23 protein-coding genes, 1 tRNA gene and 1 riboswitch are annotated in these 22583 nt (G+C 55.5%); of the genes, 16 read left to right on the top strand and 8 right to left on the bottom strand.

Going from position 1 to position 22583, the window contains the following annotated elements; genetic code table 11:
- Nucleotides 1-19 precede the first annotated feature (19 nt).
- Nucleotides 20-550 (top strand): dihydrofolate reductase family protein, encoded by a 531-nt coding sequence (locus L1047_RS01615; RefSeq protein ID WP_235276910.1) that lies wholly within the window; start codon nt 20-22, stop codon nt 548-550.
- On the opposite strand, the gene L1047_RS01610 is transcribed toward L1047_RS01615, so the two are convergent.
- Both L1047_RS01610 and L1047_RS01605 read right to left on the bottom strand, forming a co-directional pair.
- On the bottom strand, nt 532-2124 hold the full coding sequence (locus L1047_RS01610; protein WP_235276909.1) for an ArnT family glycosyltransferase: 1593 nt from the start codon (nt 2122-2124) through the stop codon (nt 532-534). The two genes, L1047_RS01615 and L1047_RS01610, sit on opposite strands and share 19 nt — an antisense overlap.
- A 44-nt stretch (nt 2125-2168) precedes the next feature.
- Nucleotides 2169-2720, bottom strand: a complete 552-nt coding sequence (locus tag L1047_RS01605) for a DUF4079 domain-containing protein (RefSeq protein ID WP_235276908.1) — start codon at nt 2718-2720, stop codon at nt 2169-2171.
- 179 nt (nt 2721-2899) lie between these two features.
- Here L1047_RS01605 and L1047_RS01600 point away from each other — a divergent pair, with 179 nt between their 5' ends.
- The 9 genes from L1047_RS01600 (at nt 2900) to L1047_RS01560 (ending at nt 12012) form a co-directional block, all read left to right on the top strand.
- The gene (locus L1047_RS01600; protein ID WP_235276906.1) at nt 2900-3391 is read left to right on the top strand and encodes a phycobilisome linker polypeptide; all 492 of its coding nucleotides are present in this window, start codon (nt 2900-2902) and stop codon (nt 3389-3391) included.
- Between the two features lie 255 nt (nt 3392-3646).
- Nucleotides 3647-6091, top strand: coding sequence for a polysaccharide deacetylase family protein (locus L1047_RS01595; RefSeq protein WP_235276904.1), 2445 nt, complete (start codon nt 3647-3649; stop codon nt 6089-6091).
- A 177-nt stretch (nt 6092-6268) separates the two neighbouring features.
- On the top strand, nt 6269-6532 hold the full coding sequence (locus L1047_RS01590) for a hypothetical protein (protein WP_235276903.1): 264 nt from the start codon (nt 6269-6271) through the stop codon (nt 6530-6532).
- 155 nt (nt 6533-6687) lie between these two features.
- Complete coding sequence (gene hisIE / locus L1047_RS01585) at nt 6688-7335, top strand: bifunctional phosphoribosyl-AMP cyclohydrolase/phosphoribosyl-ATP diphosphatase HisIE (RefSeq protein WP_443081697.1); 648 nt, start codon at nt 6688-6690, stop codon at nt 7333-7335.
- A complete protein-coding gene (locus L1047_RS01580; RefSeq protein ID WP_235276901.1) occupies nt 7295-7948 on the top strand; it encodes a DUF1997 domain-containing protein in 654 nt (217 codons plus the stop codon). Before hisIE ends, L1047_RS01580 begins: the two co-directional genes overlap by 41 nt.
- Nucleotides 7949-8008: 60 nt before the next feature.
- Nucleotides 8009-8093: riboswitch (Fluoride riboswitch) on the top strand.
- A gap of 112 nt (nt 8094-8205) precedes the next feature.
- Nucleotides 8206-9912: a cation:proton antiporter domain-containing protein gene (locus L1047_RS01575; protein WP_235276900.1), complete on the top strand. Its 1707-nt coding sequence runs from the start codon at nt 8206-8208 to the stop codon at nt 9910-9912.
- A gap of 12 nt (nt 9913-9924) precedes the next feature.
- Complete coding sequence (gene crcB, locus L1047_RS01570) at nt 9925-10362, top strand: fluoride efflux transporter CrcB (RefSeq protein ID WP_235276899.1); 438 nt, start codon at nt 9925-9927, stop codon at nt 10360-10362.
- Nucleotides 10363-10479: 117 nt separating this feature from the next.
- Complete coding sequence (locus L1047_RS01565) at nt 10480-10824, top strand: DUF190 domain-containing protein (protein ID WP_235276897.1); 345 nt, start codon at nt 10480-10482, stop codon at nt 10822-10824.
- Nucleotides 10825-10860: 36 nt separating this feature from the next.
- Complete coding sequence (locus tag L1047_RS01560; RefSeq protein ID WP_235276895.1) at nt 10861-12012, top strand: MFS transporter; 1152 nt, start codon at nt 10861-10863, stop codon at nt 12010-12012.
- A gap of 32 nt (nt 12013-12044) precedes the next feature.
- On the opposite strand, the gene L1047_RS01555 is transcribed toward L1047_RS01560, so the two are convergent.
- Nucleotides 12045-13166: an EAL domain-containing protein gene (locus L1047_RS01555; RefSeq protein ID WP_235276893.1), complete on the bottom strand. Its 1122-nt coding sequence runs from the start codon at nt 13164-13166 to the stop codon at nt 12045-12047.
- 184 nt (nt 13167-13350) lie between these two features.
- Nucleotides 13351-14820 (bottom strand): MBL fold metallo-hydrolase, encoded by a 1470-nt coding sequence (locus tag L1047_RS01550; protein WP_235276891.1) that lies wholly within the window; start codon nt 14818-14820, stop codon nt 13351-13353.
- Nucleotides 14821-15204: 384 nt separating this feature from the next.
- On the opposite strand from L1047_RS01550, the gene L1047_RS01545 reads away from it, so the two are divergent.
- The 4 genes from L1047_RS01545 (at nt 15205) to L1047_RS01530 (ending at nt 17105) form a co-directional block, all read left to right on the top strand.
- A complete protein-coding gene (locus tag L1047_RS01545; protein WP_235276889.1) occupies nt 15205-15531 on the top strand; it encodes a Nif11-like leader peptide family natural product precursor in 327 nt (108 codons plus the stop codon).
- Between the two features lie 179 nt (nt 15532-15710).
- The gene (locus L1047_RS01540) at nt 15711-15941 is read left to right on the top strand and encodes a Nif11-like leader peptide family natural product precursor (RefSeq protein WP_235276887.1); all 231 of its coding nucleotides are present in this window, start codon (nt 15711-15713) and stop codon (nt 15939-15941) included.
- The gene (locus L1047_RS01535; protein ID WP_235276885.1) at nt 15923-16519 is read left to right on the top strand and encodes a Nif11-like leader peptide family RiPP precursor; all 597 of its coding nucleotides are present in this window, start codon (nt 15923-15925) and stop codon (nt 16517-16519) included. The genes L1047_RS01540 and L1047_RS01535 overlap by 19 nt, the downstream gene beginning before the upstream one ends.
- Nucleotides 16520-16754: 235 nt before the next feature.
- Nucleotides 16755-17105 (top strand): Nif11-like leader peptide family natural product precursor, encoded by a 351-nt coding sequence (locus L1047_RS01530; protein ID WP_235276883.1) that lies wholly within the window; start codon nt 16755-16757, stop codon nt 17103-17105.
- 150 nt (nt 17106-17255) lie between these two features.
- Here L1047_RS01530 and L1047_RS01525 read toward each other — a convergent pair whose 3' ends face one another.
- The 3 genes from L1047_RS01525 to L1047_RS01515 all read right to left on the bottom strand — a co-directional run bounded on the left by L1047_RS01525 (nt 17256) and on the right by L1047_RS01515 (nt 20350).
- Complete coding sequence (locus tag L1047_RS01525; protein ID WP_235276881.1) at nt 17256-18479, bottom strand: glycosyltransferase; 1224 nt, start codon at nt 18477-18479, stop codon at nt 17256-17258.
- Between the two features lie 321 nt (nt 18480-18800).
- Nucleotides 18801-19958 carry a DegT/DnrJ/EryC1/StrS family aminotransferase gene (locus L1047_RS01520; RefSeq protein ID WP_235276879.1) on the bottom strand — a complete coding sequence of 386 codons (1158 nt, stop codon included), beginning with the start codon at nt 19956-19958 and terminating at the stop codon, nt 18801-18803.
- Nucleotides 19955-20350 carry a hypothetical protein gene (locus tag L1047_RS01515; protein WP_235276877.1) on the bottom strand — a complete coding sequence of 132 codons (396 nt, stop codon included), beginning with the start codon at nt 20348-20350 and terminating at the stop codon, nt 19955-19957. Before L1047_RS01515 ends, L1047_RS01520 begins: the two co-directional genes overlap by 4 nt.
- A 152-nt stretch (nt 20351-20502) precedes the next feature.
- Here L1047_RS01515 and L1047_RS01510 point away from each other — a divergent pair, with 152 nt between their 5' ends.
- Both L1047_RS01510 and L1047_RS01505 read left to right on the top strand, forming a co-directional pair.
- Nucleotides 20503-21510 carry a glycosyltransferase family 9 protein gene (locus tag L1047_RS01510; protein WP_235276875.1) on the top strand — a complete coding sequence of 336 codons (1008 nt, stop codon included), beginning with the start codon at nt 20503-20505 and terminating at the stop codon, nt 21508-21510.
- A gap of 27 nt (nt 21511-21537) precedes the next feature.
- The gene (locus tag L1047_RS01505; protein WP_235276873.1) at nt 21538-22494 is read left to right on the top strand and encodes a threonine ammonia-lyase; all 957 of its coding nucleotides are present in this window, start codon (nt 21538-21540) and stop codon (nt 22492-22494) included.
- Here L1047_RS01505 and L1047_RS01500 read toward each other — a convergent pair.
- Nucleotides 22476-22556, bottom strand: a tRNA-Leu gene (locus L1047_RS01500). The genes L1047_RS01505 and L1047_RS01500 overlap by 19 nt on opposite strands.
- Between the last annotated feature and the right edge of the window lie 27 nt (nt 22557-22583).

Genomic DNA, 22583 nt, shown 5'->3' with positions numbered 1-22583 from the left:
ACACTCTAACCCAATCACTATGGGAAGAGTCATCCTCTACATTGCCATCAGCTTGGATGGCTACATTGCAGAGACCGATGGCTCGGTGGATTGGCTCCAGCCTTTCGAAGAGCAAGGGGAAGATTACAGCTACGACGTACTCTGGCAGCGATTAGGTGCTCTGATTATGGGAGGCAAAACCTACCGACAGGTGCTCGGCTTTGGAAGCTGGCCTTACGGAGATAGGTCCACTTATGTGCTCACCCGACAGCCGCTGGGGGATCCGCCTCGTCCAACGATTCAAGCCTATGCCGGAGATGTGGGATCCCTTGTGCAAAAAATTCGCCAGCACACTGACGGAGATCTTTGGTTGGTGGGCGGGGCCGAACTGGTAGGTCAGGTTCTCCAACAAAACTTGCTCGACGAGTTGATTTTGGCCTGCATGCCCCTGCTCATTGGGGATGGGATCCGCCTATTTCAACCGGGCTATCCAACCCAACATTGGCAGTTGCTCAAGGCACACTCTTTTCCAAGTGGCGTGGTGCTCAGCCATTACCGCAAGCGAGAATAAGGACGAGGATAGGGCCTGAGCATTTGGCGAGCCAGGTACACCTGAAAGGTTTGCGCCACCGCCCCCGCCCGCAAAAGGGGAATCTCTGCCACGGGTTCGAGGCTGACAAAATAGTCACCGTAGGTGGCCGGGATCCCTGCGCTAGGTCGAAACAGCTCTGAGGTGATCAACAGCCCATTCTGTCCCAGCCAATCTTGGGGTTCCGACCAAAAGGCAAACCCCCGCAGATCCTCATCCAAGCAGGTGAGGGGTTTATCCGTCAGTGGAGCCAGAGCCATAGCGATCTGTCCTGCCAAAAAGTAGGCATTGGTAAAGACAAAATCCGCTTCTGCCAGGGCCTGAACCAAGTCGGGATCCGTCTGAAACGCCCGCCGCAACGGCTCGATCTCGATGAGCTGAGTCGAGGGATCCTTCTCTACCGGCCACAGCCCCAACCCTCCCGGCGCCTGCAACAGGCCGTACCGCACATGGGCCAACCCCAAGCCCACCAGCAAAACCCCGATCAGCAGTGAAGCAATCAACCCACGCCCCACCCGTCTCCACCCTTCCCAGCGGGATCCCAACAACAAGGTCAATACCCAAAACCCCGGCATCGGCCAAGTGGGCAGAATCTGGCGATACCCCCCCATCACCGTAAACCCCAGCACCAACGGCAACCCACAGGCCAGAATCAGTAGCCGCTTCAGATCCCCGTCCGTGAGGCGCAGTCCTTGCATTATCTGCAGCGCAATCCGTCCGCTATCCACCAAACTCACCCGCCATAGCGGGATCCCCAAGCTGGGCAGCAAATACAGGATCCCGACCAAAACCGTCAGGGCCAGATCCAGCAACCGATACCCCGCCTCCGGCAGTGCCCGCCCCCCCTGAAAGCGGAAGGAAACCCAATCCTGTTGGGCATTCCAAAACAGCACAGGGCTGAGGGCCAGCAAAAAACCCAGCACAGCCATGACCGTCCATCCCGACCCCAAGGCACGACGGTGATGAGGGCTAAGCAAACAAAACAACACCAGACCAAACCCCAACGCCAACCCGTGGTATTTCCCCAAACCGGCCAGGCCCACCAGCAACCCGATCAGCGCCAGTCTTGGCCCCGGCTGATAACGAGTGGCCCCGTATAGCCCGAACTGACCCTGCATACTGCGAGCAGGGAGAGGGAAAAATTCTCGGCTACACACCCACAACGTCGCCGACATAAAAAAAATCAGTGGGCTATCCGGCAGCGTCAGCACCCCGAACCCCACAAGCAAAATCGGGGCAATATTGGCCACCGCCAAGCTGATCAGCCCCGCTCGGACTGAAAAGAGGTGAACCCCGCTCTGGTAGAGCAATAGCGAGGATCCCGTGAACAACAGCATAGATCCCAGACGGATAGAAAGGGCTGATACCTGCCCGGTCAAGAGGGGCCCAAAGCCGGTCACCCAAGCCACCAACGGCGGATGGTCGAAATAGCTCCAATCCAGATGGCGAGTGTAGAGGTAGTAGTAGGCCTCGTCAAAGCCAGGGGGCAATCCAGCCGCAATCAGGAGACGCAGGATCAGGCTGAGCACCAAAATCAGCAGGACAATCGCAGGCAAAAGACGGGATCCCCGATGAGCGTGGACTGGGAGGGGACTGAGGATTACAAGGACAGGCCCAACTTAATCCCGAACGCTGCATGAGCAACCAGCACACAGAGAATCAGGCTGCCCACATAGGCATGGGTGGTTCGCAACGCAGCGCGGTTGCCCCCAAAGCCCGTGATGGACAAAGCCCCATTCACCCCCAATAACAGTAACACTAGGGATCCCGTCCAAAAATGGGGGCTGCTCAACAGGGGTTCCCCTTGCATCACCAAAGACAGAATGCCGCCTGTGTAGCCCAATGCCAAAAACGTCGCCATCCAGGGAGCCAACTTACGATGGTCAAACAGATGTTTCTGGGCCGATTGGGATCCCTCCAAGTCACCTGCGGCTTCTGCCGCCAAGCGCAAGGCCCGTCCCCGCCAACCCGTCAGGCCGACAAAGCTGCCCATCACCACCACCACAATGCCCATCATCAAGGGGTGCCCCCATTGCACAATCGGCTGTGGCAGATCCAGCCCGGCAAACACCTGGGCCACCGGCTGCAAAGCGGCAGTCAACTGCTCCGACCAACCGGATAGATCCGGCAAAGCCAAGCTCGACAAGTCCATTGCATTCCCCTCCATACCCACAACGAATCCACGGTTTTCTTAACAAATCTACTTTAAACTACACAAGTTGGCAGGATGCTCCAGGTAGACGCCGGGCAACGGTAGAATGGCTGACGGTAAAGCGGTGGTTGTAGTCATAGTCTCGGCCACTGAGCGCTGGGCAGAACGGAGTTATGGACATGGCCAAGTTGTTGCTGGGGGATCAATCCTTCGAGGTGGAGCCACTTGCAGATGTACCCACCGACTGGCCTGGAATTAAAGTCATGTCCACCGGGGCCAAGCTGGAGGTTCCGGTTGGGGCTGTGGTGAAGGTGGAGTCGGAGGATGGCAACCTGGCCGGCTCCTATAAGGTGGTCTACCGGCTTGCCCCTGCCTACCCACGCACCTGGCGGCTGCTCTTAGAACGGGATGGTGCTGCCCCTGCCGCCGAGGTCGCTCCCGCTTCAGAATCTGGCCCTGCTCACGTCAGCACCTCAGAGTCATTGTTAGCCAACGGCGATAAAACCTTCACCATCAAAGTATCTGGCGTGGTAGGGGGAGGCGTGCGCAAAAGCGTCCTCGAGTACAAGGTGCCCTTTAGCCGCCTCTCTCAGGAGGTTAAGCGCATCACCAAAATGGGCGGGCAAATCCTCAGCATTTCGGAATCCAATGTCTTGAGCAACCTCAATTGAGGGGCGTTCACTTGCCCTGATGGATGTTTAGACAGATGTTCGTTCCAATGCTCATCCCAAGCGATTGGCACAGAGATTGACATGATAGGGGGGTAGCCTCGCAGGGCTGGCCTACAGGGATCCATAGCAACATCCCTGCAATGTTTTTATGGGCTACGGCTCTGGGCATCCCCAACCCGAAGACAGGGATGGTAGGCTGGCGTTGGTTTTGCCGCCATTAGGTTGAACTTTGGTTTGGGGAGTGGGGAGGACATCATGACATCTCGACAGCATCCGACGCGCCTGGGAGGGTTGCCGTCGCCAGGCAATCCAGGCCGCAACCCCGTCAGCGGCGGGGCACCAAGGGGATCCCAGGTTCGTCTGCCACAGGGGCCTGCCCCACGACAAAGCTTTTCCTATCCCCCCCGTCGGGTGAAGTCTCGCTTCAGGCTGTTCCGCTTTGTGGCTGTGCTGGTGATCCTGTTGGGCTTCAGTGCCGGGGCTCTGATGGCCTGGGGAATTGCCAACCCCGATTGGGCTAGTCGCTTGCCAGGACTGTCGGATCCGATCGCCGAGCTACCCGCCCCCCGTGCTGCTGCCAAAGCCGCTCAACAGCAACGCCTACCCATTGTCAAAGAGCCCCAGTTGGAACGGGATCCCTTTGCTTTGGATCCCTTGGCCAGCCTTTCCTACGTGCCCTCGATCATGTACCACGATGTGGTGGCCAGCCGTAAAGAAGTCTGGTTCGACACCACCCTGGCGGAGTTGCGACAACATTTCGAGGCGATCAAACAGGCAGGGGTCACCCCGATTCACATCGATCAGCTCTACAAACACCTGCGAGATGGGGATCCCTTGCCCGAGAAGGCCATCCTTCTCACCTTCGATGATGCCTATCTGGGCCTGTACGAAAATGCCTACCCCCTCCTGAAGGAGTACAACTACCCCGCTGCCTATTTTGTGCAAACGGGCTTTGTCGGCGTACCCACCAGCAAAGATCACTTTACCTGGGAGCAAATGCGGGAGATGGACGCCAGCGGCCTCATTGATTTTGCCGCCCACACCGTCAACCATCCCCCCGATCTGCGGGTGTTGGATGATGCCCGCCTGCGCCGGGAAGTGTTTGACTGCAAAACCAAGTTAGAAGAAGAACTGGGCCACCGCATCGACTACTTCGCCTATCCGGAAGGGAACCGGGACGAGCGGGTGATGCAATACCTGGCGGATGCGGGTTACTTGATGTCCTTCACCATGGATCCCGGCTTTACCGGGCAATCCCCCAATTTGCTGGAGGTGCGTCGGTTTAACCAATTCCGGATTACCGAGGCGATCATCGGGGCCAAAACCATCAACCTGAGCCGTAGTCCCGACTATTTGCTAGACGTGACCCAACCGCTGGCTTTGACCGATGAAGTGATCGATCAAGTGCGCACCCTCACCATTCGCGGTGGGCGGGCTGCCACGGTTCATGCGGAGCGTCGGTATGAGGTCAGCACCCTGGCGCAGCGCTATCAAGCGGATGCGGGCATCAACGGCAGCTTTTTCTCGATCCCCTGGATTAACTCCGCCAGTAACATCATGGTCGGGCCGGTCATGGCCGCCAACCACAAAACCTTCATTCCCGGTCGCCCAGAGGATGACAGGGTGGTGCGGGGTCGCCCCTTGGTGTTGATAGGTAAAGATCGGGTTCGCTTCGTCCCCTTCGACCCCGATACCATGACCAACTTGGCCAGCATTCAAGAGCTGATGCCGGATGTCACCGATCTGTTTGTGGCCGGTTTGTGGCTGGTAAAGGATGGTCAGGCTCTCAGTCAGACAGAGATCGACTCGTTTCGCCTCTCCAGTGCCGAGGAATTTCGCCCCAGGGCCTTTTTTGGCATCGATGACCAAGACCAAGTGGTGATCGGGGTAACCAAAACCCACGTCAATGCTGCCATCTTGGCCCGCATTTTGCCCAAAACCGGCATCCGCGAGGCCATTCTTTTGGATTCCGGCTTTAGTACCTCATTGCTCTACGAGGGGGAGATCCTGGCCACCGGCCATGCGGGCCCCAACCAACCCAGCCGCCCGGTTCCCCATGCCATTTTGCTCTACGATATGACCCAGCTCTGGGCTGGGGATCCCCGCTCCGCGACACCCACCACTCCCCAGGCGGGCATTGATGTGGAGGGATTGGTGCATCTGCTGCCCACCAGCGAGCAGGACTCCGCCAAAGCCTATCTGAACAGTGTTCTGGCCGGCCAGCGCACCCTGAAGCGAGGGGATCGCGGCTCGGCGGTGGTAGCTTTGCAACTGGGCTTGAGCCGATTGGCCACCAAACAGGGACGGGCGGATTTGCTCCCCTCTGGCCCCGATGGGGTGTACGGCAACGAGGTGGCCCAGGCGATGGCGGAGTTGGTGCTGGCGGATCCTGCTCCTATTCCTATAAGTTCTACGAATTCCAATGGATCCCTGGATCCGATCCCGCAAGCGACTCCTACCCCCTTGGTGGTCGGAACGGCCCCAACAACTGCCCCCCGCGGTGTAGAAGAGATCAACGCCCAACTGCTGCAACAACTGCTGGATCGGGTCAAGCTGGCACCGCCGTCGGTGTTGGTGGAGACGAGGCTGGAACGACAAGCCCTACCCCTGGAGCGCAAGCCGGAGCGCAAACCTCTGCCCAGCCTCGCGGCAGAAGCCCGACGGATAGCCCCTAGCGCAACTTCTCAGTTGGGTTCGTGACCTACGACACAGTCATCCCCTCAAATCGTTTCTATCCTGTCTAGGCAAGTGCTGCTTGCCCTACCTTTAGTAGTGGAGCTTGGGGTTGCTGCTACGGGTGGTGTGTTGAGGCTCAAATCTCGTCACCCCCAGTAGGGGATGATGGGCAAATTAGGAGTAGTGGTGGTGAGGGATCCCATGGCACGGACTTCTGCAAAGAAAACTCAAAGCGCGGAAGCGCTACAGAGTGTTGGCCAAGAGAGCGGTCTGTTGCAGGCCGCAGTTCAGTTGGTGCCGGGAATGTGGGTGCAGGTGCTGTATCCTCCCTACGTTCGGGGGGCCCTGGGGATCATTACTGCCCGCGAGAATGCCGATCGCTGGTTGGTGACCATTCCCAGTGATCACCAGGGGGAGGGGGTATTACTGTCTTTGTCTGCGCCCGAGTTATTACCCGCGACCTGAATGGCCGGCGAAATGGCGGATACCCCAGGGATGGTCTACCCTGTTATCCTGCACTCATGTCTTTTCAGTATCTCCATTCCATGGTTCCTGTTTCGGCTGCTGATAACCTCCGGTTTAGCGGGGCTGATCCGTCTAACTCTGCAGAGATCGGGGTTCTGTCACCAGAGGAGCTGGCCTGTTTAGACGGTCTTTGCTACAACGAGCAGGGCCTGATCCCCGCCATCGTTCAGGATTATCTGGACGGGACGGTGTTGATGATGGCCTGGATGAACCGGGGATCCCTGCAAAAGACCTTGGAAACGGGCCGCACCTGGTTTTGGAGTCGATCTCGCCAAGCCTTTTGGGCCAAGGGAGAAATCTCTGGGCATGTGCAATGGGTCAAACAAATCCATTACGACTGCGACAGCGATGCTCTACTGATCACAGTAGAACAAGTGGGGGATGTAGCCTGTCATACCGGAGCGCGTAGCTGCTTCTTTCGGCCCTTGCTGAAAAGCGCAAGTAACATTCCCTCCGCAGCTGATACGCTTTCCCAAGTGTTTGCGGTGATCAAAGCCCGTCAGGCGGATCCCAGCTCCAACTCCTACACCAGCAACTTGCTGGCCAAAGGAGATAATGCCATCCTCAAAAAGCTCGGTGAGGAAACCGCCGAGGTGGTGATGGCCGTCAAAGACCAAGAGCCGACAGCGATTGCCAGCGAGGTTGCAGACCTCTGGTACCACTGTCTTGTGGCTCTCGCACATCATCAGGTGGATATCAAAGATGTCTATCGCCAGCTCCAAGCCCGTCGTTCCGGCAAGTGATTGTCAGGATTGCGATGCAGCCTCTGAACAGCAGCAACTAGCCAAAGCCCATTTGGATTTACAAGCAACACGGCGCGGACAGGTGGATCTGGAAACGGATCGAGAAACCCTGGCGCACTACTTGCGGGGCCATTCCCAATGGATCCAACACTGCTTCAGACCCTTGCAGGTGGAGGCTTTGTCGGCAGATAGCTACAGGCTGGAGTTCTTTCGCATTGGCGGTTTGGGCTTCGAGCTAGAGCCCTGTTTCGGGGTGAAAATTTGGCCTGACGAGAATGATGTGTTTCGTCTCACCTCGATCGAGCTGCCCGGCGATGCTGCCATGCCCTACCGTGTCGATTGTCGAGCGGCCTTCCGACTAGAGGAACTGAGGGGATCCCCTGAGCACCCGCCCACCACTCGGGTTCACTGGGATCTGCATCTGGACATCTGGCTGGCTTTGCCCGGGTTTTTGCAGGTACTCCCCCACAAGTTGGTTTGTCGGGTAGCCAATCAGGTGGTTCAACAGGTCACTCGCAGCATGAGCGACCGCCTGACCCACAATGTCTGTTCCGATTTTTATCGCTCCATTGAGCGCCCTGGACATCCCTATCGCTTGGTTGCGGTGGATTGAGGGAGAAGGGTGTGATACCCTGTGAGGCAAATGGGTTGTGAGCGGGCTTAAGAGCCTGCTTTAGCAACAGGTGATGGAGTTCACCGAAACCGCCTCAAGTTTTTAGGTTTCACTGCATCAAGAGGCTGATGACTCCTACGCTTCTGGGCTTGTCCAGGGGGTAGGGGTTTTTGGTTTTGCGTCGGCTGAACGGAGACCTTTGACTTTACCCACTGGATTGCCCCTCAACACCACAACTGAAGGAGAGGGATCCGTTCATGCTGGGCAGTTGGCTATGGATTTTGGGGATGGGGTTTTTTGTCGGCCAGATCGTCGGTCGGCTGGGCTTACCCCCGTTACTGGGGATGATTGGCGTCGGGATCCTGCTGGGGCCCCAGATGGGAAATGTTTTGTCTGGAGAGGTGCTGGCGGCAGCTGATGACCTGCGGGTGCTGGCGGTGATGATCATTTTGATGAAGGCGGGCTTGGGGCTGGATCGGGAGAAATTGGCCCAACAGGGATCCGTAGCGCTGCGTTTGGGCTTTCTGCCGGCGACCTGCGAGGCGGTGGTGGTGGCGCTGCTGGGGATGGGCCTGTTTGGGTTGGACTTCCCCACCGGTTTATTGCTCGGCTGTGTCATCGGGGCAGAGTCGCCGGCGGTGATCGTGCCAGGGATGCTGCGCCTGAAAAGCTTGGGTTGGGGGGTGACCAAAGGGATCCCGGATGCGATTTTGACCGGTAGTGCTCTTTCGGATGTGCTGTTGCTGTTGGTGTTTAGCCTGTTGCTTAGCTTTTTGGGGCAGGGAGCAGAGGAGAGCCTGAATCTACTGGGGATGCAGCTATCTCCCTTGCAATGGCTGCCTTTTCAGGTGGTAATCGAAATTGCTATGGGCTTGGTCATGGGCTACCTGGGGGCGCGGGCTTTGGTGTCGTTGCTTACCCGGCAGAACTGGACGCGCAACACGGTGCAGGATGTGCTGCTGGCGGCCTGTATGGCTCTGTGGCTGGTGATTTTCCCGCGGGTATGGCCGTATTTTTCTGGGTATTTGGCGGTGATGGCCATGGGCTTTTTCTTGATCGAGTTGGATACCCCTTTGGCGCGGCGGCTGCGCAGTGGTTTTGATGCGCTTTGGACGGTGGCAGAGATCGTTTTGTTTGTGCTGCTAGGGGCAGCTTTGAATCTGTCGGTGCTGGGATCCGTGTTCTTGCCTGGGATCCTGTTGTTGAGCTTGGGGATCCTGCTGGGGCGGGGCGTAGGCTGGTGGCTTTCGACGTTGGGGAGCAACTGGAACCTGCGGGAGCGCCTGTTTTTGCTGCCGGGAAATATGGCCAAGGCGACGGTACAGGCGGCGATTGGTGGGATCCCGTTGGCGGAGGGGCTGGCGGGAGGAGAGACAATCTTGGCCCTGGCGGCTTTGTCGATTTTGGTGACGGCTCCCCTCGGGGCTTGGTCCACCCAGGGGTTTGCCCCCAAACTACTGGAAAAGGGGGAAGTGGATCCCACTAAGGTGGGCAGCCAGGGCAAGGTCAGCTTTTTGGCGGCAGTGGATACCTCTCCTCTGGCGGAGGCGGTGCTGCGCAAGGTGGCGGATTTGGCCCGGCGTGTCGATGGCGAGGTGATTGTGCTGCATGTAACAGATGATCCCCAGGGGATCCCTGCCCAACAGTTGCAGCAGTTAAGCCAACGGCTTTTGGCGGATATTCGCTACCAATTTTGCCTGCGCTCTGGGCCCCTGGCGGAAACGATCGTGGAGATGGCCAGTGAACGACAGGTAACGGATGTGGTGATGGGCAAACGTGGCCATCGCGGCTGGGAACAGGTGTTGGTGGGATCCACCTCGCAAGCAGTATTGGAAACCAGCCCAATTCCGGTCATTTTGGTGGAAGAGAACGGCCTTATAGCGGGTCGTGCTCCCAGCCCGAAAGCTTTACCCAGCGGACACGTTGCTGCCCAAAGAACACTAAAGAACACTAAAGAACACTAGAGAGGAGCAGACATGGGCCTCTGGATGCAACCGCTGTGGACTTACCTGAGCCATTCCCTGGCATCTTTCAGCTTGAGAGTCCCGTTTGCCATTGGGTTGGGGGCTATCGGTGGATCCCTGAGCCGCTACTATCTATCCCTTTGGTTTGCCGAGCGTTTTGGCCCCAGCTTTCCCTATGGAACCTTGATCATCAACCTATCGGGCTGTGGGGCAATGGGTTGGTTTATGACCCTGGCTATGGAACGCGCCAGCCTCTCACCGGAGGTGCGCCTCTTGGTAGGAGTTGGATTTCTGGGGTCTTACACCACCTTTTCCACCTATGAGCTGGATAGCTTTAGCCTCTGGCAACAACATCGCTTTGGCATTGGGCTTTTCTATTGGCTCGGCTCCTCCCTATTTGGGGCTTTGGCTATGGAGTTCGGCATTCTCTTGGCACGATTCTGGAAATAGCTGGAGATACAACCCTTTCACGGGTTCCCTAGGATGATGCCTGTGCTTATGTCCTGTGATGAGCAACTGATTGGCAAGATTTGCTGTGCTGGCTGACTGGAGAAAAGGCTACATCTTATGTTCGACAACGAAGCGACCGTTTACCAGCTGGACATCTACATCGGCGAATCCAATCGTTGGCAGGGTAAGCCCCTCTACTTGGCTCTCTTGGAATTGGCCCGTCAGCAAGGCTTGGCCGGGGGCACTGTGATGAGAGCAATCGCGGGCTTTGGTCGCAACAGCCGGATTCGTAGTAGCAGCCTTCTGGAGCTTTCGACCGACCTGCCGATTTTGGTTACGTTCATTGACGAAGCAGCAAAAATAGAAGCCTTCCTACCCGAGGTCAAAACCATGATTTCCGATGGTTTGGTCACTGTTCATAGGGTAGAAATTTTGCACCATGTCCCCCAACCCAGACCTTGACCCAAAATCCACTTCAAGATTCCCCAGGAGCCGTTCATGCCCCCTTCACCCAGTGCCCTGCACTTTATTCTGCTGCTGGGGATCGTCAGCTTGTGCGCGGATGCCACCTATGAAGGGGCGCGCAGTATTTCTGGTGCTTTTTTGGGATCCCTGGGAGCAAGCGGAACCGTTGTCGGGTTGGTGGCAGGTGGCGGAGAGTTGTTGGCCTATGGGCTGCGCTTGGGGGTGGGCTTTTTGAGCGATCGCAGCGGGCGTTACTGGCAGCTCACCACCTTGGGCTACCTGATCAACACGGCTGTGATCCCTGCTTTGGCCTGGGTGGGCAGTTGGCCTGTGGCGGCCCTTCTCTTGCTGACAGAACGCACGGGCAAAGGGATCCGCACCCCCCCGCGGGATGTGTTGCTCTCTCATGCGGCGATGCAGGTGGGGCGGGGCTTTGGGTTCGGGCTGCACGAAGCAATGGATCAGATTGGGGCTGTGGGTGGGCCGCTGATGGTGGCAGCGATGATCTGGGCTGGGTACGGGTTTCGCGGCGGGTTTTGGGTGCTCGGGATCCCCGCTTTGATCGGGCTGGGGGTGCTGGGTCTTGGGCAATGGCTCTATCCTAACCCGAGGGAGTTTGAACCCCATTCTCCGGCACCAGAAACGAAAGGCTTGCCGAAGGTGTTTTGGCTGTATTTGCTGGCTGCCGCTGCTGTGGCGATGGGGTTTGCAGATTTTCCTTTGATCGCGTTGCATCTACAGCAGGTCAATGCGGAGGGGAGTGACGGCGTGAGGATCCCGTTGCTCTATGCCTTGGCCATGGGGGTGGATGCGGTGGCAGCGCTGCTATGTGGGAGGCTGTTTGATCGGGTCGGGCTGTGGAGCTTGGTGGGGGCGGTAGGGGTGGCCTGTGGCTTTGCGCCTCTGGCTTTTTCCGGTCGCTACGATCTGGCGTTGCTGGGCATGACCCTCTGGGGGGTTGGCATGGGGGCACAGGAGTCGATCATGAAGGCAGCCGTGGCCGGGATGGTGGCTCCTGAGCGGCGGGGCTTGGCGTTTGGGCTGTTCACCAGTGCCTATGGATTGGCTTGGTTTTTGGGCAGCGCCCTGATGGGGGTTCTTTACGATTGGTCTTTGCGGGGCTTGGTAATCTTCTCAGTGTCGGCACAAGGGTTGGGGGTGGTCATTCTGGTAGCTCTGCTGTAGTCTTCTAGAGGCTCCCAGCTCAGAGGATAAAGCTAGGAGTGCGCGTGGGCTGTGGTGCAAGGGATCCCGGTTGGGGTCAGACGAATGGGAACCGGAGCGGGTTTGCCCATCAAAAAACCCTGCACCAAATCCACTCCCCGCTCTTGCACCCACTGCAACTCACCAGGAGTTTCCACTCCTTCTGCAACAGTGGTGATCTCCAGGCTTTGGGCCAGTTCTAGGATCTTTCGGGCGATGGCAGCCTTGTAGGGATCCCGATCTACCCCCCGGATCAACTGCATATCCAGCTTGATCAAGTCAGGGTGTAATTGATGGATTAAGTTCAACGAGGCATAGCCAGAGCCGAGGTCATCGAGGGCAACGCGAAAGCCCGCCTCCCGATAAAACCGTAAAATCTCCTGTAAATGTCGAATATCCTGGCTGCGATCCGATTCACTCACCTCAAAAACAATCCGCTCGGGTGGGATCCCGGATCGAGTAATGGCCCAAACGGTGGAGCGCAGACAAAAGGCCGGATCGTAAATGGCGGTGGGGTTGAAATTGATGAACAGATCCCCTGCTAGGTTGTGTTGAATTGCCGCTTGAATGGCGGTGCGGCGGGCAGCCAAATCCAACTGGTACAGCAAATGAGCCGCACGAGCCATCTCAAACAACGAGCCAGGGCTAATCAAATCCCCATGGCTAGTGATCCCCCGCATCAGGGCTTCGTGGGCCACCACCTGGTTGGGATCCCGTGCACAGACGATGGGCTGAAAATGGCTGGTTAGTCGATTCTCCGCCAAAACCTGCAATAGAAGCTCCGCATGGGCGCGGTGTAACAATTGTGGCAACAGCTCCACCCGCCCACAATCCTGCCATCGTGGCTCCCTATCCCCCGGCAAAAACAAGGCGCGACTGGAGTGCATTTCTTCGATAGCCAGGATCCCGGCAATGTGTTCCAAAGTGGATTTAAGACTGCCCTCGGCAATGGAGATGGCCAATCCCAGATCCTCCAGCGCTTGGACATCTAGCTGTACAGGCGTTTGGGGGCCTGTAGGCTTTGCAGTTAGAGCGTTCAGCAATTTACTGTGGCTATGGGGAATCGGCACCCAAAGAAACAACCGTCCCCGTCCTTGCGGCAGGGTTGGCAGAGTTTCACAGGCGGAACAAGACATAGGGAGATTGCTGAGAGACTCACATTCACATCATGTATCCCATTTTACCAGAATATCTTGATATTCCAAGGGAAATTTCGGAGAGGTTAAGATTAAGAGCGGATTAAAGCTCATCGGCAAAGTTTGCGAGTAAAACGTGTAGTCCTACTACCTGTAGTCCTACTAAGAGATCCCTAACAGGATATTACCGGCCCGGACGAATGGCATTCCGAAGCAGTTGATGGGGGGATCCCGGCTGCGGACGCACATAGCCATCCCCAATGTGCCAGGGGATCACCTCCGTTGCCGCGCCTCGTTTCTTCAGTTCGGTGAGGGTGGCCTCAATCAATTCTTGATCATGGATCCCTGGGGTACCCAAATCCGACCAGCTATCGGCATAGGGCAAACAGGCTTTCGCTTGGGTAATGCTAGACAGCTCCGCCACTCCCGCTGGCCCTAAAGTGGCAATGTAGCCGCCCTCCTGCTCGTTGGTGACGGAAAAAATGCGCGGGTTACTGAGCAGGTTGGCAACAATATCGATCCCCCAACTGGAGAGGTCGGTGCCAATGGAATTGTAGGAGAGGGCTTGGAAATTGCTGATCAGGTGATCCAAGGGGGCAAAGTGATCCCGTACATATTCCGCCACCTCCACCATCGAAGCCGCCGGCTCAAACCCCGCATCGATCAAAAACCAGGAGGTAAACTCCTCACCCCGCAATAGGTAAGTATTGCCCCAATTGCGCAGATCCGGGTGTTGTGGGCTGTCGAAGCGAGGCACCAAAGGCTGCTCCCCATAGAACGGCAGCACATGCACCTCAATATCCCCAATGCAAATGGGATCGGCGTACCAATCCACCGCGATCACCCGCTCAAACCCTAGGCTGCGCAAGCGTCCTTCCATGTCCTCGCACATTAAGCTGGGCCGAGGCACCTTAGGCACAATCACCGGAATATCCGCAGGAAACATCATCAGGGTGGGGTAATGCCAGTGGTCGTAATGGCTGTGGGAAATAAGAATGGCATCCACTTGGCCTTCCACCATGGCGCGGGTGATATCCCCCTTTAGACCTTCCCGCCCGTAGTTGGAGTGAAACTGCGGATCCACCAAAATACCCGTGCTGCCAGAGCGGTAAAGGAGCGCTGCATGTTGCAGGCGATAAACCCCAGCGGATCCCAGGGTGGCAGCAATCGGTGCCTGTGGTTGCCCCACCAAGACTTGCGAGGCCATCAGCTTTTCCAGCAGGGGATGAACCGCTTCTGGCACCTGCTCGAGAATCTGTTGACGGGTTTGGGTACCCCGACCACACTGCGCCAGCAACTGATGAATAGCAGGCAAGATCGCCTCATCCTGAATCACCTCTCGCCCCTCCCGGCGCAAAAAGGACGGGATCCGCGTGTTGCTAAAGAAAAGGCCGAGGAGCGGGTTCGTCTCCGGGAACAGAAACTGCGGCTTGAGAGAGAATGGCTCTGGCGAGCTTATATCAATATCGAACAAAGCCTCCGCCACCTCCGGCTGCACCTGCAACCCCCGCTGAATGGAAAGCCCCAAGTCATGGGTATCTACAAAATCCTGCAACAGTGCCTGTATCAATGGCTGCACAGTATAGCAAATCTGGTCGTTGCCATTCACAGCCAAGAACTGGGATCCCCGAGCAAAAGTAAGGATGTCACTCATTTCAAAGAAATTCTAAACTCCATCAGAACAACATTTTGGATACATTGGAAACAAGTTACCCGCAGGCCGACTCATGAAAACCTAGTGGAATAGCGCTTGATATTATCTTGATGTTATCATGCCAGCATCTCAGGAAATAAATAGCTGCATAAAGCCTTAATGAAGCTTCCCTTGTCAAAATCTTCCTCTTCTTCAATTCTTCATCGAAATCGGTTTCTAAACTAAACGAACCAGTCAGAATACTGCGGATTTGTAGGTTCTAGAGGCTAATTTTACCGAATATGTCTTGAGGCCGACAACACAAAAGTTTCTTAACCTTTCCTTTGACTGAAATTGGGTTGCCAGTGTTATAGTTCACTCGTAGGCTAGTTTGAGGTATTTGCCATGAGTGCAGAAGCTGTTAACGACTTTCTCAAGAAGGTTGCAGAGGATGAGGCTTTGATGGGTGAGTTAGCACAGGCAATGGAAGCTGAGGACGATCGCGCGGCTGTGGCTCAGCTAGCTATTAGCAAAGGCTATGACGTAACCCCCGATGAATTGTGGGCGGAAGTCCAAAAGCGCCAATCAGAAGCAGGTACCGAATTGAGTGATGAAGAATTGGAGTCTGTGGCTGGTGGATTCCTCTTCCCGATCCCAGGATTTCCAGGATTCCCTGGCGGTGGTGGTGGACTTCCTTTCCCCTTGCCCAAAATTCCTAAGCCCAAGTGGTAGAAATTCTCTAATTAGAAATTCTCTAATTTAGAATGAGACCTGAGTGAGATAAGTTGATGGGGTGACTTGGAGAAATATCTTCTCTGAGTTACCCTATAGGCATTTTCAGTTTTGCGATTTACTGTTGTGGGTTGTCGGCAGAGAACTACAAGAGAACTGCATATCTATTTAGGGAGTGAATGAAAATTATAAGTTTAGAAGTAGTTGGTGGTTTCCTAAAAAAAGTGGCCCAGGATGAGGACTTGATGAATAAACTGGCACGAACGATGGAAGCTGAGGATGATCGTGCAGCTGTGACTCAGCTAGCCATTCGCAAAGGCTATGAAGTGATCCCGGATGAATTGCGGGCGGAGGTGCAAAGGCGCCAAGCTGAGAGTCAGATCAAAGTGAGTTGTCTGATGAAGAGCTAAAGTCTGTTGCTAGAGAGGTTGCAATTACCCCATCGCTGGCATCTCCTTTAGGGTTACTTGGGCCTTACCCCGGCCCAAGTGATAATTTTCTTCTTTGTGTAGGAATGGCTGATAGAGCGCACAGCCTCTCACAAGCTGTCCGTTTTCTCAGACTTCAAGCAAATCTTAACAATCGATTCCGACTGTTTGATGGTAGATTATCTTTGTTCGTTTATTGGATCTTCAATATGAGCACTCAAGCTGCTGCTGAGTTCCTGGATAAGGTTGGTGAAGATGCTTCTCTGCTAGAAGAGTTAGCCAAGGCTCTGGAAGCTGAGGATGATCGGGGTGCTGCCGCCCAGCTAGCCATTAGCAAGGGCTATGAAGTGACTCCTGATGAGCTTTGGGAAGAAGTGCAAAAGCGCCAAGCTGATTTCTCCCAGCGTCAAGATGCGGGTGAACTCTCTGATGAAGAGCTGGAAGCTGTAGCGGGTGGTGAAGCTGTAATTGCTACCGCAATTATCAGTGCCATTAGTACTATTGCCTCAGCGGCGATTCCCTTGACTCCTCAAATCAAAATTCCTAAGCCGAAGTGGTAGTCTGTTTTTCTTCAAGAGACTGACTTGCTCTATTTTCTATGGATACATACTTAAGAGGTAGGCTAGAGATTCTCTGGCCTGCCTGTTTCTTTATTGTGGTAGTCTACATCCACCTCGATTGACGTAGGAGTTTGCCCTCTCTATTATCTTATATCTTAGATCTCAGACAATTCTTAACAATCGATTCCGACTGTTTGATGGTAGATTATCTTTGTTCGTTTATTGGATCTTCAATATGAGCACTCAAGCTGCTGCTGAGTTCCTGGATAAGGTTGGTGAAGATGCTTCTCTGCTAGAAGAGTTAGCCAAGGCTCTGGAAGCTGAGGATGATCGGGGTGCTGCCGCCCAGCTAGCCATTAGCAAGGGCTATGAAGTGACTCCTGATGAGCTTTGGGAAGAAGTGCAAAAGCGCCAAGCTGATTTCTCCCAGCGTCAAGATGCGGGTGAACTCTCTGATGAAGAGCTGGAAGCTGTAGCGGGTGGTGAAGCTGTAATTGCTACTGCGGTAATTGCTACAATTAGTACAATCGCATCAGCGGTGATTCCCTTGACTCCTCAAATCAAAATTCCTAAGCCGAAGTGGTAGTTTCCTTTCACTGCTATTAGGGTCTTCAGGTTCACTTCTGGAGTTCGTCTTTGGGATCCATTTGTTCATTGCTACATTTATTCATTACTAAACTAGTAAAGGCAGGTCAGCGTAGAGTTAACCTGCCTTCTGCTGGTATAGCTTTGTGGCTTAGAGGTTGTTCTTGTCAGGGTTAGGTTTGACTTCCGTGACTCGCCAACTCAGTTTGAAATTCAGGTAAAAGTTCCAAAACACGACGATACCGATGGCGATCAGGTTGGCTAACAGGTAATGGATGCCGAGACGCTCACTCAGCAAAATCAACAACAAAGAGTTGAGCGACAGGCCAATCAGGCAGATGATATTGAACTTGACCAGTCGCTTCAGCCGATTCAATGCACCGGGTTGCAGCTTGGTTACACTGCGAAACGTCCATAGATCATTCCAAAGGAAGTTATTTAGGATAGCGACTTCTGAAGAGATCAGTTTGCTGGCCATGAGACCCCAGCCCAAATTGGTTGGGTCATGCAGCAAATAGAGCAAAGCCATATCCACAAAGGTACCGGAAAGCCCCACCGTGCTAAAGCGCAAAAAGGATCCTAATGGCCCTAACGAGAAGCGCAGGTAAATGAGATGGTGCAGGTACTGAATACAAGTTTGCAGTTGGATCTTGCTCTGGCCGTTTTGGCGCTCCTGAAAGATATAACCAACTTCTTCGATAGTTCCCACTTTGCCCCGAGCCAGCACCTCGATCAGCAGCTTGTAGCCTTTGGGGTTGAGCGGGATCCCGGCAATGGATTTGCGCCGAACCAGAAATAACCCACTCAAGGGATCCGAAACACGCCCTAGGATCCCTGGCAGGACGGCCAACCCAATCAGTTGTGCTCCACGAGAAATAATGCGTCGGCCCAAACTCCAGTAGCTTACCCCGCCTGACTCCGCGTAGCGGCTGCCCACTGCCAAGTCTGCTCCCCTTTGCATCTGCTGCCACAACTTGAGGATCATCTCCGGTGGATGCTGCAAGTCCCCGTCAATCACCCCCAACACTTCCCCTTGAGCGGCCTGCCACCCTCGCAGCACGGCTGTAGCTAAGCCCCGTTCCTGATGGCGACAAATCACTTTTAATTGCGGGAACTCCTGTTGCAGCTCCTGAGCCAGCTTGGCTGTGTAATCGGGGCTATCGTCGTCCACCACGATCAGCTCATAGGCCCCAAACAGGTTGGCATCCAGGTGGGCGCACAACTGGCTGACTAGGTCGCGAATGCTAGAGGCCTCGTTGTAGGTGGGAATGACCAGCGAAAGTTGGATGGGGCCGAGCTGGGGTAGGAACGGAATCCGGATGGGGACGAGAGGGGATTCGGGATGCGTGGATGAAGCGGGAGTGGCATGAGGCATTCAGCGAGCATCCGAGAAAGAGCAACAAGGTCAGTAAAAATTGCAACATGAGAGCGTGAACACAGGCCGAACTCAAGCCAGGCGGCTGACCCGATCCGCAATTGATCCCATATCCTACCGATGGATGACCTTCAGAGCTAGGCTTTTCTCCACCTACCAAGATTCATTGCAGTGCTCCAACCCTAAAATCTCGGTACTACGACTGCGGGATAGAGCGCGGGGCTAGGAACGCCCTCTGGTCTACCCGCCCAACAGCTAAGGATGGACTTATTTTCTCGGCAACAATCGAGGTTTTTTACTTCAAGATTTTAACTTCAAGAGTTATAAACCCATTTCCTCTCTGAGCATCTCTGCGATGGCCTCCGCCACACGTTCTTGTTGTTGGGTGGTCAGTTCAGGGAAGCAGGGCAAAGATAAGACCTGGGCCGCACAGGTTTCGGCGTGGGGCAGATCCCCAAGTTTATACCCCAGTTTTTGGTACACCGGTTGTCGATGTAAGGGGATGGGGTAGTAAATACGGCTGCTAATGCCCCGATCCTTCAGGTGCTGTTGTAAAGAATCCCGGCGATGGGGATCCGTCGGGTCAGCCCCGGCAACCCGCACCGTATATTGATGCCAAACGGAGTTCCCTCCCACCGCCACCCTGGGCAGGATCAAGCCAGGGATCCCTTGCAATAGGCGATGGTAAACCTCCGCAATCCCCTGCCGGCGCCAGTTCCATTCCCGCAAATGGGGCAACTTAACCGACAAAATCACCGCTTGCAGCGCATCGAGGCGGCTGTTGATACCGATTTGATCATGTTGGTATTGCCGAGCTTGGCCGTGTTCCTTGAGGATGCGTACTTGGCGGGCCAATTCCGGGTTGCGGGTGACCACTGCCCCCCCATCCCCAGCCGCCCCCAGATTTTTGGTGGGGAAGAAGCTGAAACAGCCCACATCCCCCCAGGCACCCACGGGTTTGCCCCCCCAGCAGGCCCCAACCGCTTGGGCACAATCTTCAATGACCGCCAATCCATACCGCTGTGCAATCGCCAGAATCTCGGTCATGTTGGCTGCTTGACCAAACAGATGCACCGGGATGATTGCCTTGGTGTGCGGAGAAATTTTGGCTTCCAGGAGAGCCGGATCGAGGTTAAAGGTATGGGGATCCACATCCACAAAAACGGGGCGTGCCCCCACCAGATCGATCGCTTCGGCAGAGGCAAAAAAACTGAAGGCCGTGGTGATCACCTCATCCCCCGGCTGGATCCCGAGGGCCCGTAAGGCCAGCACTAACGCATCCGTTCCAGAATTGCAGCCAATGGTCTCCAGATCCCCGCCCCCCAAAAACTGGGAAAACAGCTCCTCAAAATGCCGGACAGCAGCCCCACCAATGTATTGCCCAGAGGCCAGCAGCGCTTGCACCTGAGGCTGAAGCTCACTAGCCAGAGCACGATATTGCAGGGTCAAATCCAAAAGTGGGATAGGTTCATCCGTCATGGCTCTCCCTCTCGGGGAGGTTGCTGCCCCATCCAATCATCAAGGATGTGATTCTGCCTACGATGAGAAGCTCTTAACTTTTCAACTGCCTCGGGAATCACCTGGCCAAATTCCAGTAGAGCTTTGTGCCTATCCTCAACAGCAGGGATAACTCCTGCCACGCTCTCATCCAAGAGTGCTTGTTGGGTTCGCAAATCGGACATGAGCTTTTGTTCTTCAGCCCGATTCTGTTCCCGAATGTGGCAAATCCGCTGACTCTCTTGCTCTTGAGCTAAACGTATCCATTCACTCTCTTCGGCTTGGGTTTGACGAAGTTGCCGGATTGCTTCAGCCTCTTGCCCAAGCAGTTGCTCTATTCGATCAAGCCGACTTTCTGGACTGGCACTGGCCATGCGGGGTTTGACTTTAGATCGTTCTTTCGTAGCTTATCTTCTTGGTGTGTCGATTGGATCCCATCCCGATCCGAATCTGAGATAGAGTTAACGCGGTATGTCCCTGGTCAGGGATCCCATCGGCTGGATATGGCCATCTATCAGGATGCTCTATGCAGGTTGCTTCTCCACAAGTTCGCGGCAGTGCCCCCTTGGCACCCAGAATTCTTGCCCTTGTCCCTGGAGGGATCGGCGACCAAATTCTCTTTTTCCCCACTTTGGCAGGCCTGCGGCAACGGTTTCCGGAGGCTGAGATTGAGGTGATGGTGGAGCCTCGGGCGGTTTCCGCCTACGAGATCTGCCCTTCGGTGAACAAGGTGTTGACCTTCCCCTTCAAGGAACAAGTCTCCCTGGGAGATCTCAGCGATTTGCTAGGGCGGATTCGGGAGCGTCAGTACGATGCGGTGCTGAGCTTGGGAAAAGGCATGGGCGCAAAGCTACTGCTCTGGTTGACCGGGATCCCGAAGCGGGTGGGATATGCCCCCCCAGGAAAGCCCTGGCTCACCGATCCGGTGCCCTTGAAACCCGCCGAGTATGCAGCGGAAATGTACCACGATCTGTTGCAGGGGTTTGGCATTTTCTCCAAGGCTGGGATCCCGCAAATTCGCCTGAAAAAGAGCCACTTGGAATGGGCAGAACAAGAACGCAAGCGCCTCCTTGGGGATCCGGCCAAAGACTACGTGCTGCTGCACCCCGGAGCCAGCCAACTGTCGCTACAAAAAGGGATCCTGAAGGTTTACCCCCCCGCCAACTGGGTGAAGGTGATCAAGGGGTTCCGGGAAAAACGGCCCGAATTGCCCCTGGTGTTGGTGTTGGGGCCAGAGGATGAAAAGCTGGCGGATGGCTTCCTATCGCAGCTGCCGGATTTGTGGGTCAGTCGGCCTGCCCAATTGGGACAACTGGCGGCTCTGATTGCAGGAGCAACGCTGCTGCTGTGTACGGATAGTGCCCCGATGCACTTGGCAGTTGCCACTCAAACCCCTCTGGTGGCTCTGTTTGGTCCCACCGATCCGACGCGGTTATTGCCATCAGAAGGGCCTTTTCGGGCGGTCACTGCCGCTGATGGGGTAATCGATTCGATTCCGGCTGAACAGATTCTGCAGGTGATCTTCCCTGCCTAGGTCATGCTTAGCCTGGAGGATGTTTGTTTGGCTCAGAGCCGGATTGGCCAGCGAGTCCACCGTACCCCCATTCACACCAGCCGCTACCTAGATCGTCGGATGGGTGCTCAGGTGTTTTGCAAAGCGGAGTCCTTTCAGCGGGGCGGCTCGTTCAAGGTGCGCGGGGCACTCAACTTTCTCGCCAGCCTAGAAGAGGGATCCCTTCAGCAGGGAGTGGTGGCGTTTTCTTCTGGAAACCACGCTCAGGGGGTAGCAATTGCGGCAGCAGAATTCAAGCTCCCGGCCACGATTGTCATGCCGGAGGATGCCCCGCAGGCCAAGATACAAGCCACTCAAAGCTATGGAGCGCAAATTCGCTTCTACGACCGGCAAACGGAAGACCGAGAGGTTTTAGCCCAGCAAATCGCGACCGAACAGGGATCCCTTCTCATTCCACCCTATGATGAGCCTCGCATTATGGCCGGGCAGGGGACTTGTGCGCTGGAGTTTTTGCAGCAGGTGCCGGAATTGGATGCGTTGGTAGTGCCCCTCGGTGGCGGCGGGTTGCTCAGCGGCTGTGCGCTGGTGGCTAAGGCTCTCAACCCCACAATGCGCCTCTATGGGGTAGAACCGGAGACCGGCAACGATTATTTTCTGTCTTTGCAAAAAGGGGAACGAGTGCGGATCCCGGTGCCCAACACCATTGCGGATGGCATTCGTACCTCTTATCCGGGGCAACACACTTTCCCCGTCATTCAGCGCTATGTGGATGAGGTGGTGCTGGTAAGCGATGCCGACATTCTACGTGCGATGCAGCTGTTGCTGACGCGCCTGAAGCTGGTGATTGAACCGACGGGTGCAGTCGGAATTGCCGCTCTTCTGGCCCAAAAAATAGTTTTGCCCAGACGACGGATCGGGGTGATTCTCTCCGGAGGCAATGTGGATACTGAGATCCTGACCCTAGCCCTAAACAGGCCTAATCCCTATGCGGACGAAGGGACTTGAACCCTTACGCCTTGCGGCACTAGATCCTAAGTCTAGCGCGTCTGCCATTCCGCCACGTCCGCAAAAACCAGATCCAACCGGGATCCCAC

This window comes from Synechococcus sp. Nb3U1, assembly GCF_021533835.1.
Classification (GTDB): Bacteria; Cyanobacteriota; Cyanobacteriia; order Thermostichales; family Thermostichaceae; genus Thermostichus.
This window is presented reverse-complemented; position numbering and strand designations above follow the sequence as displayed.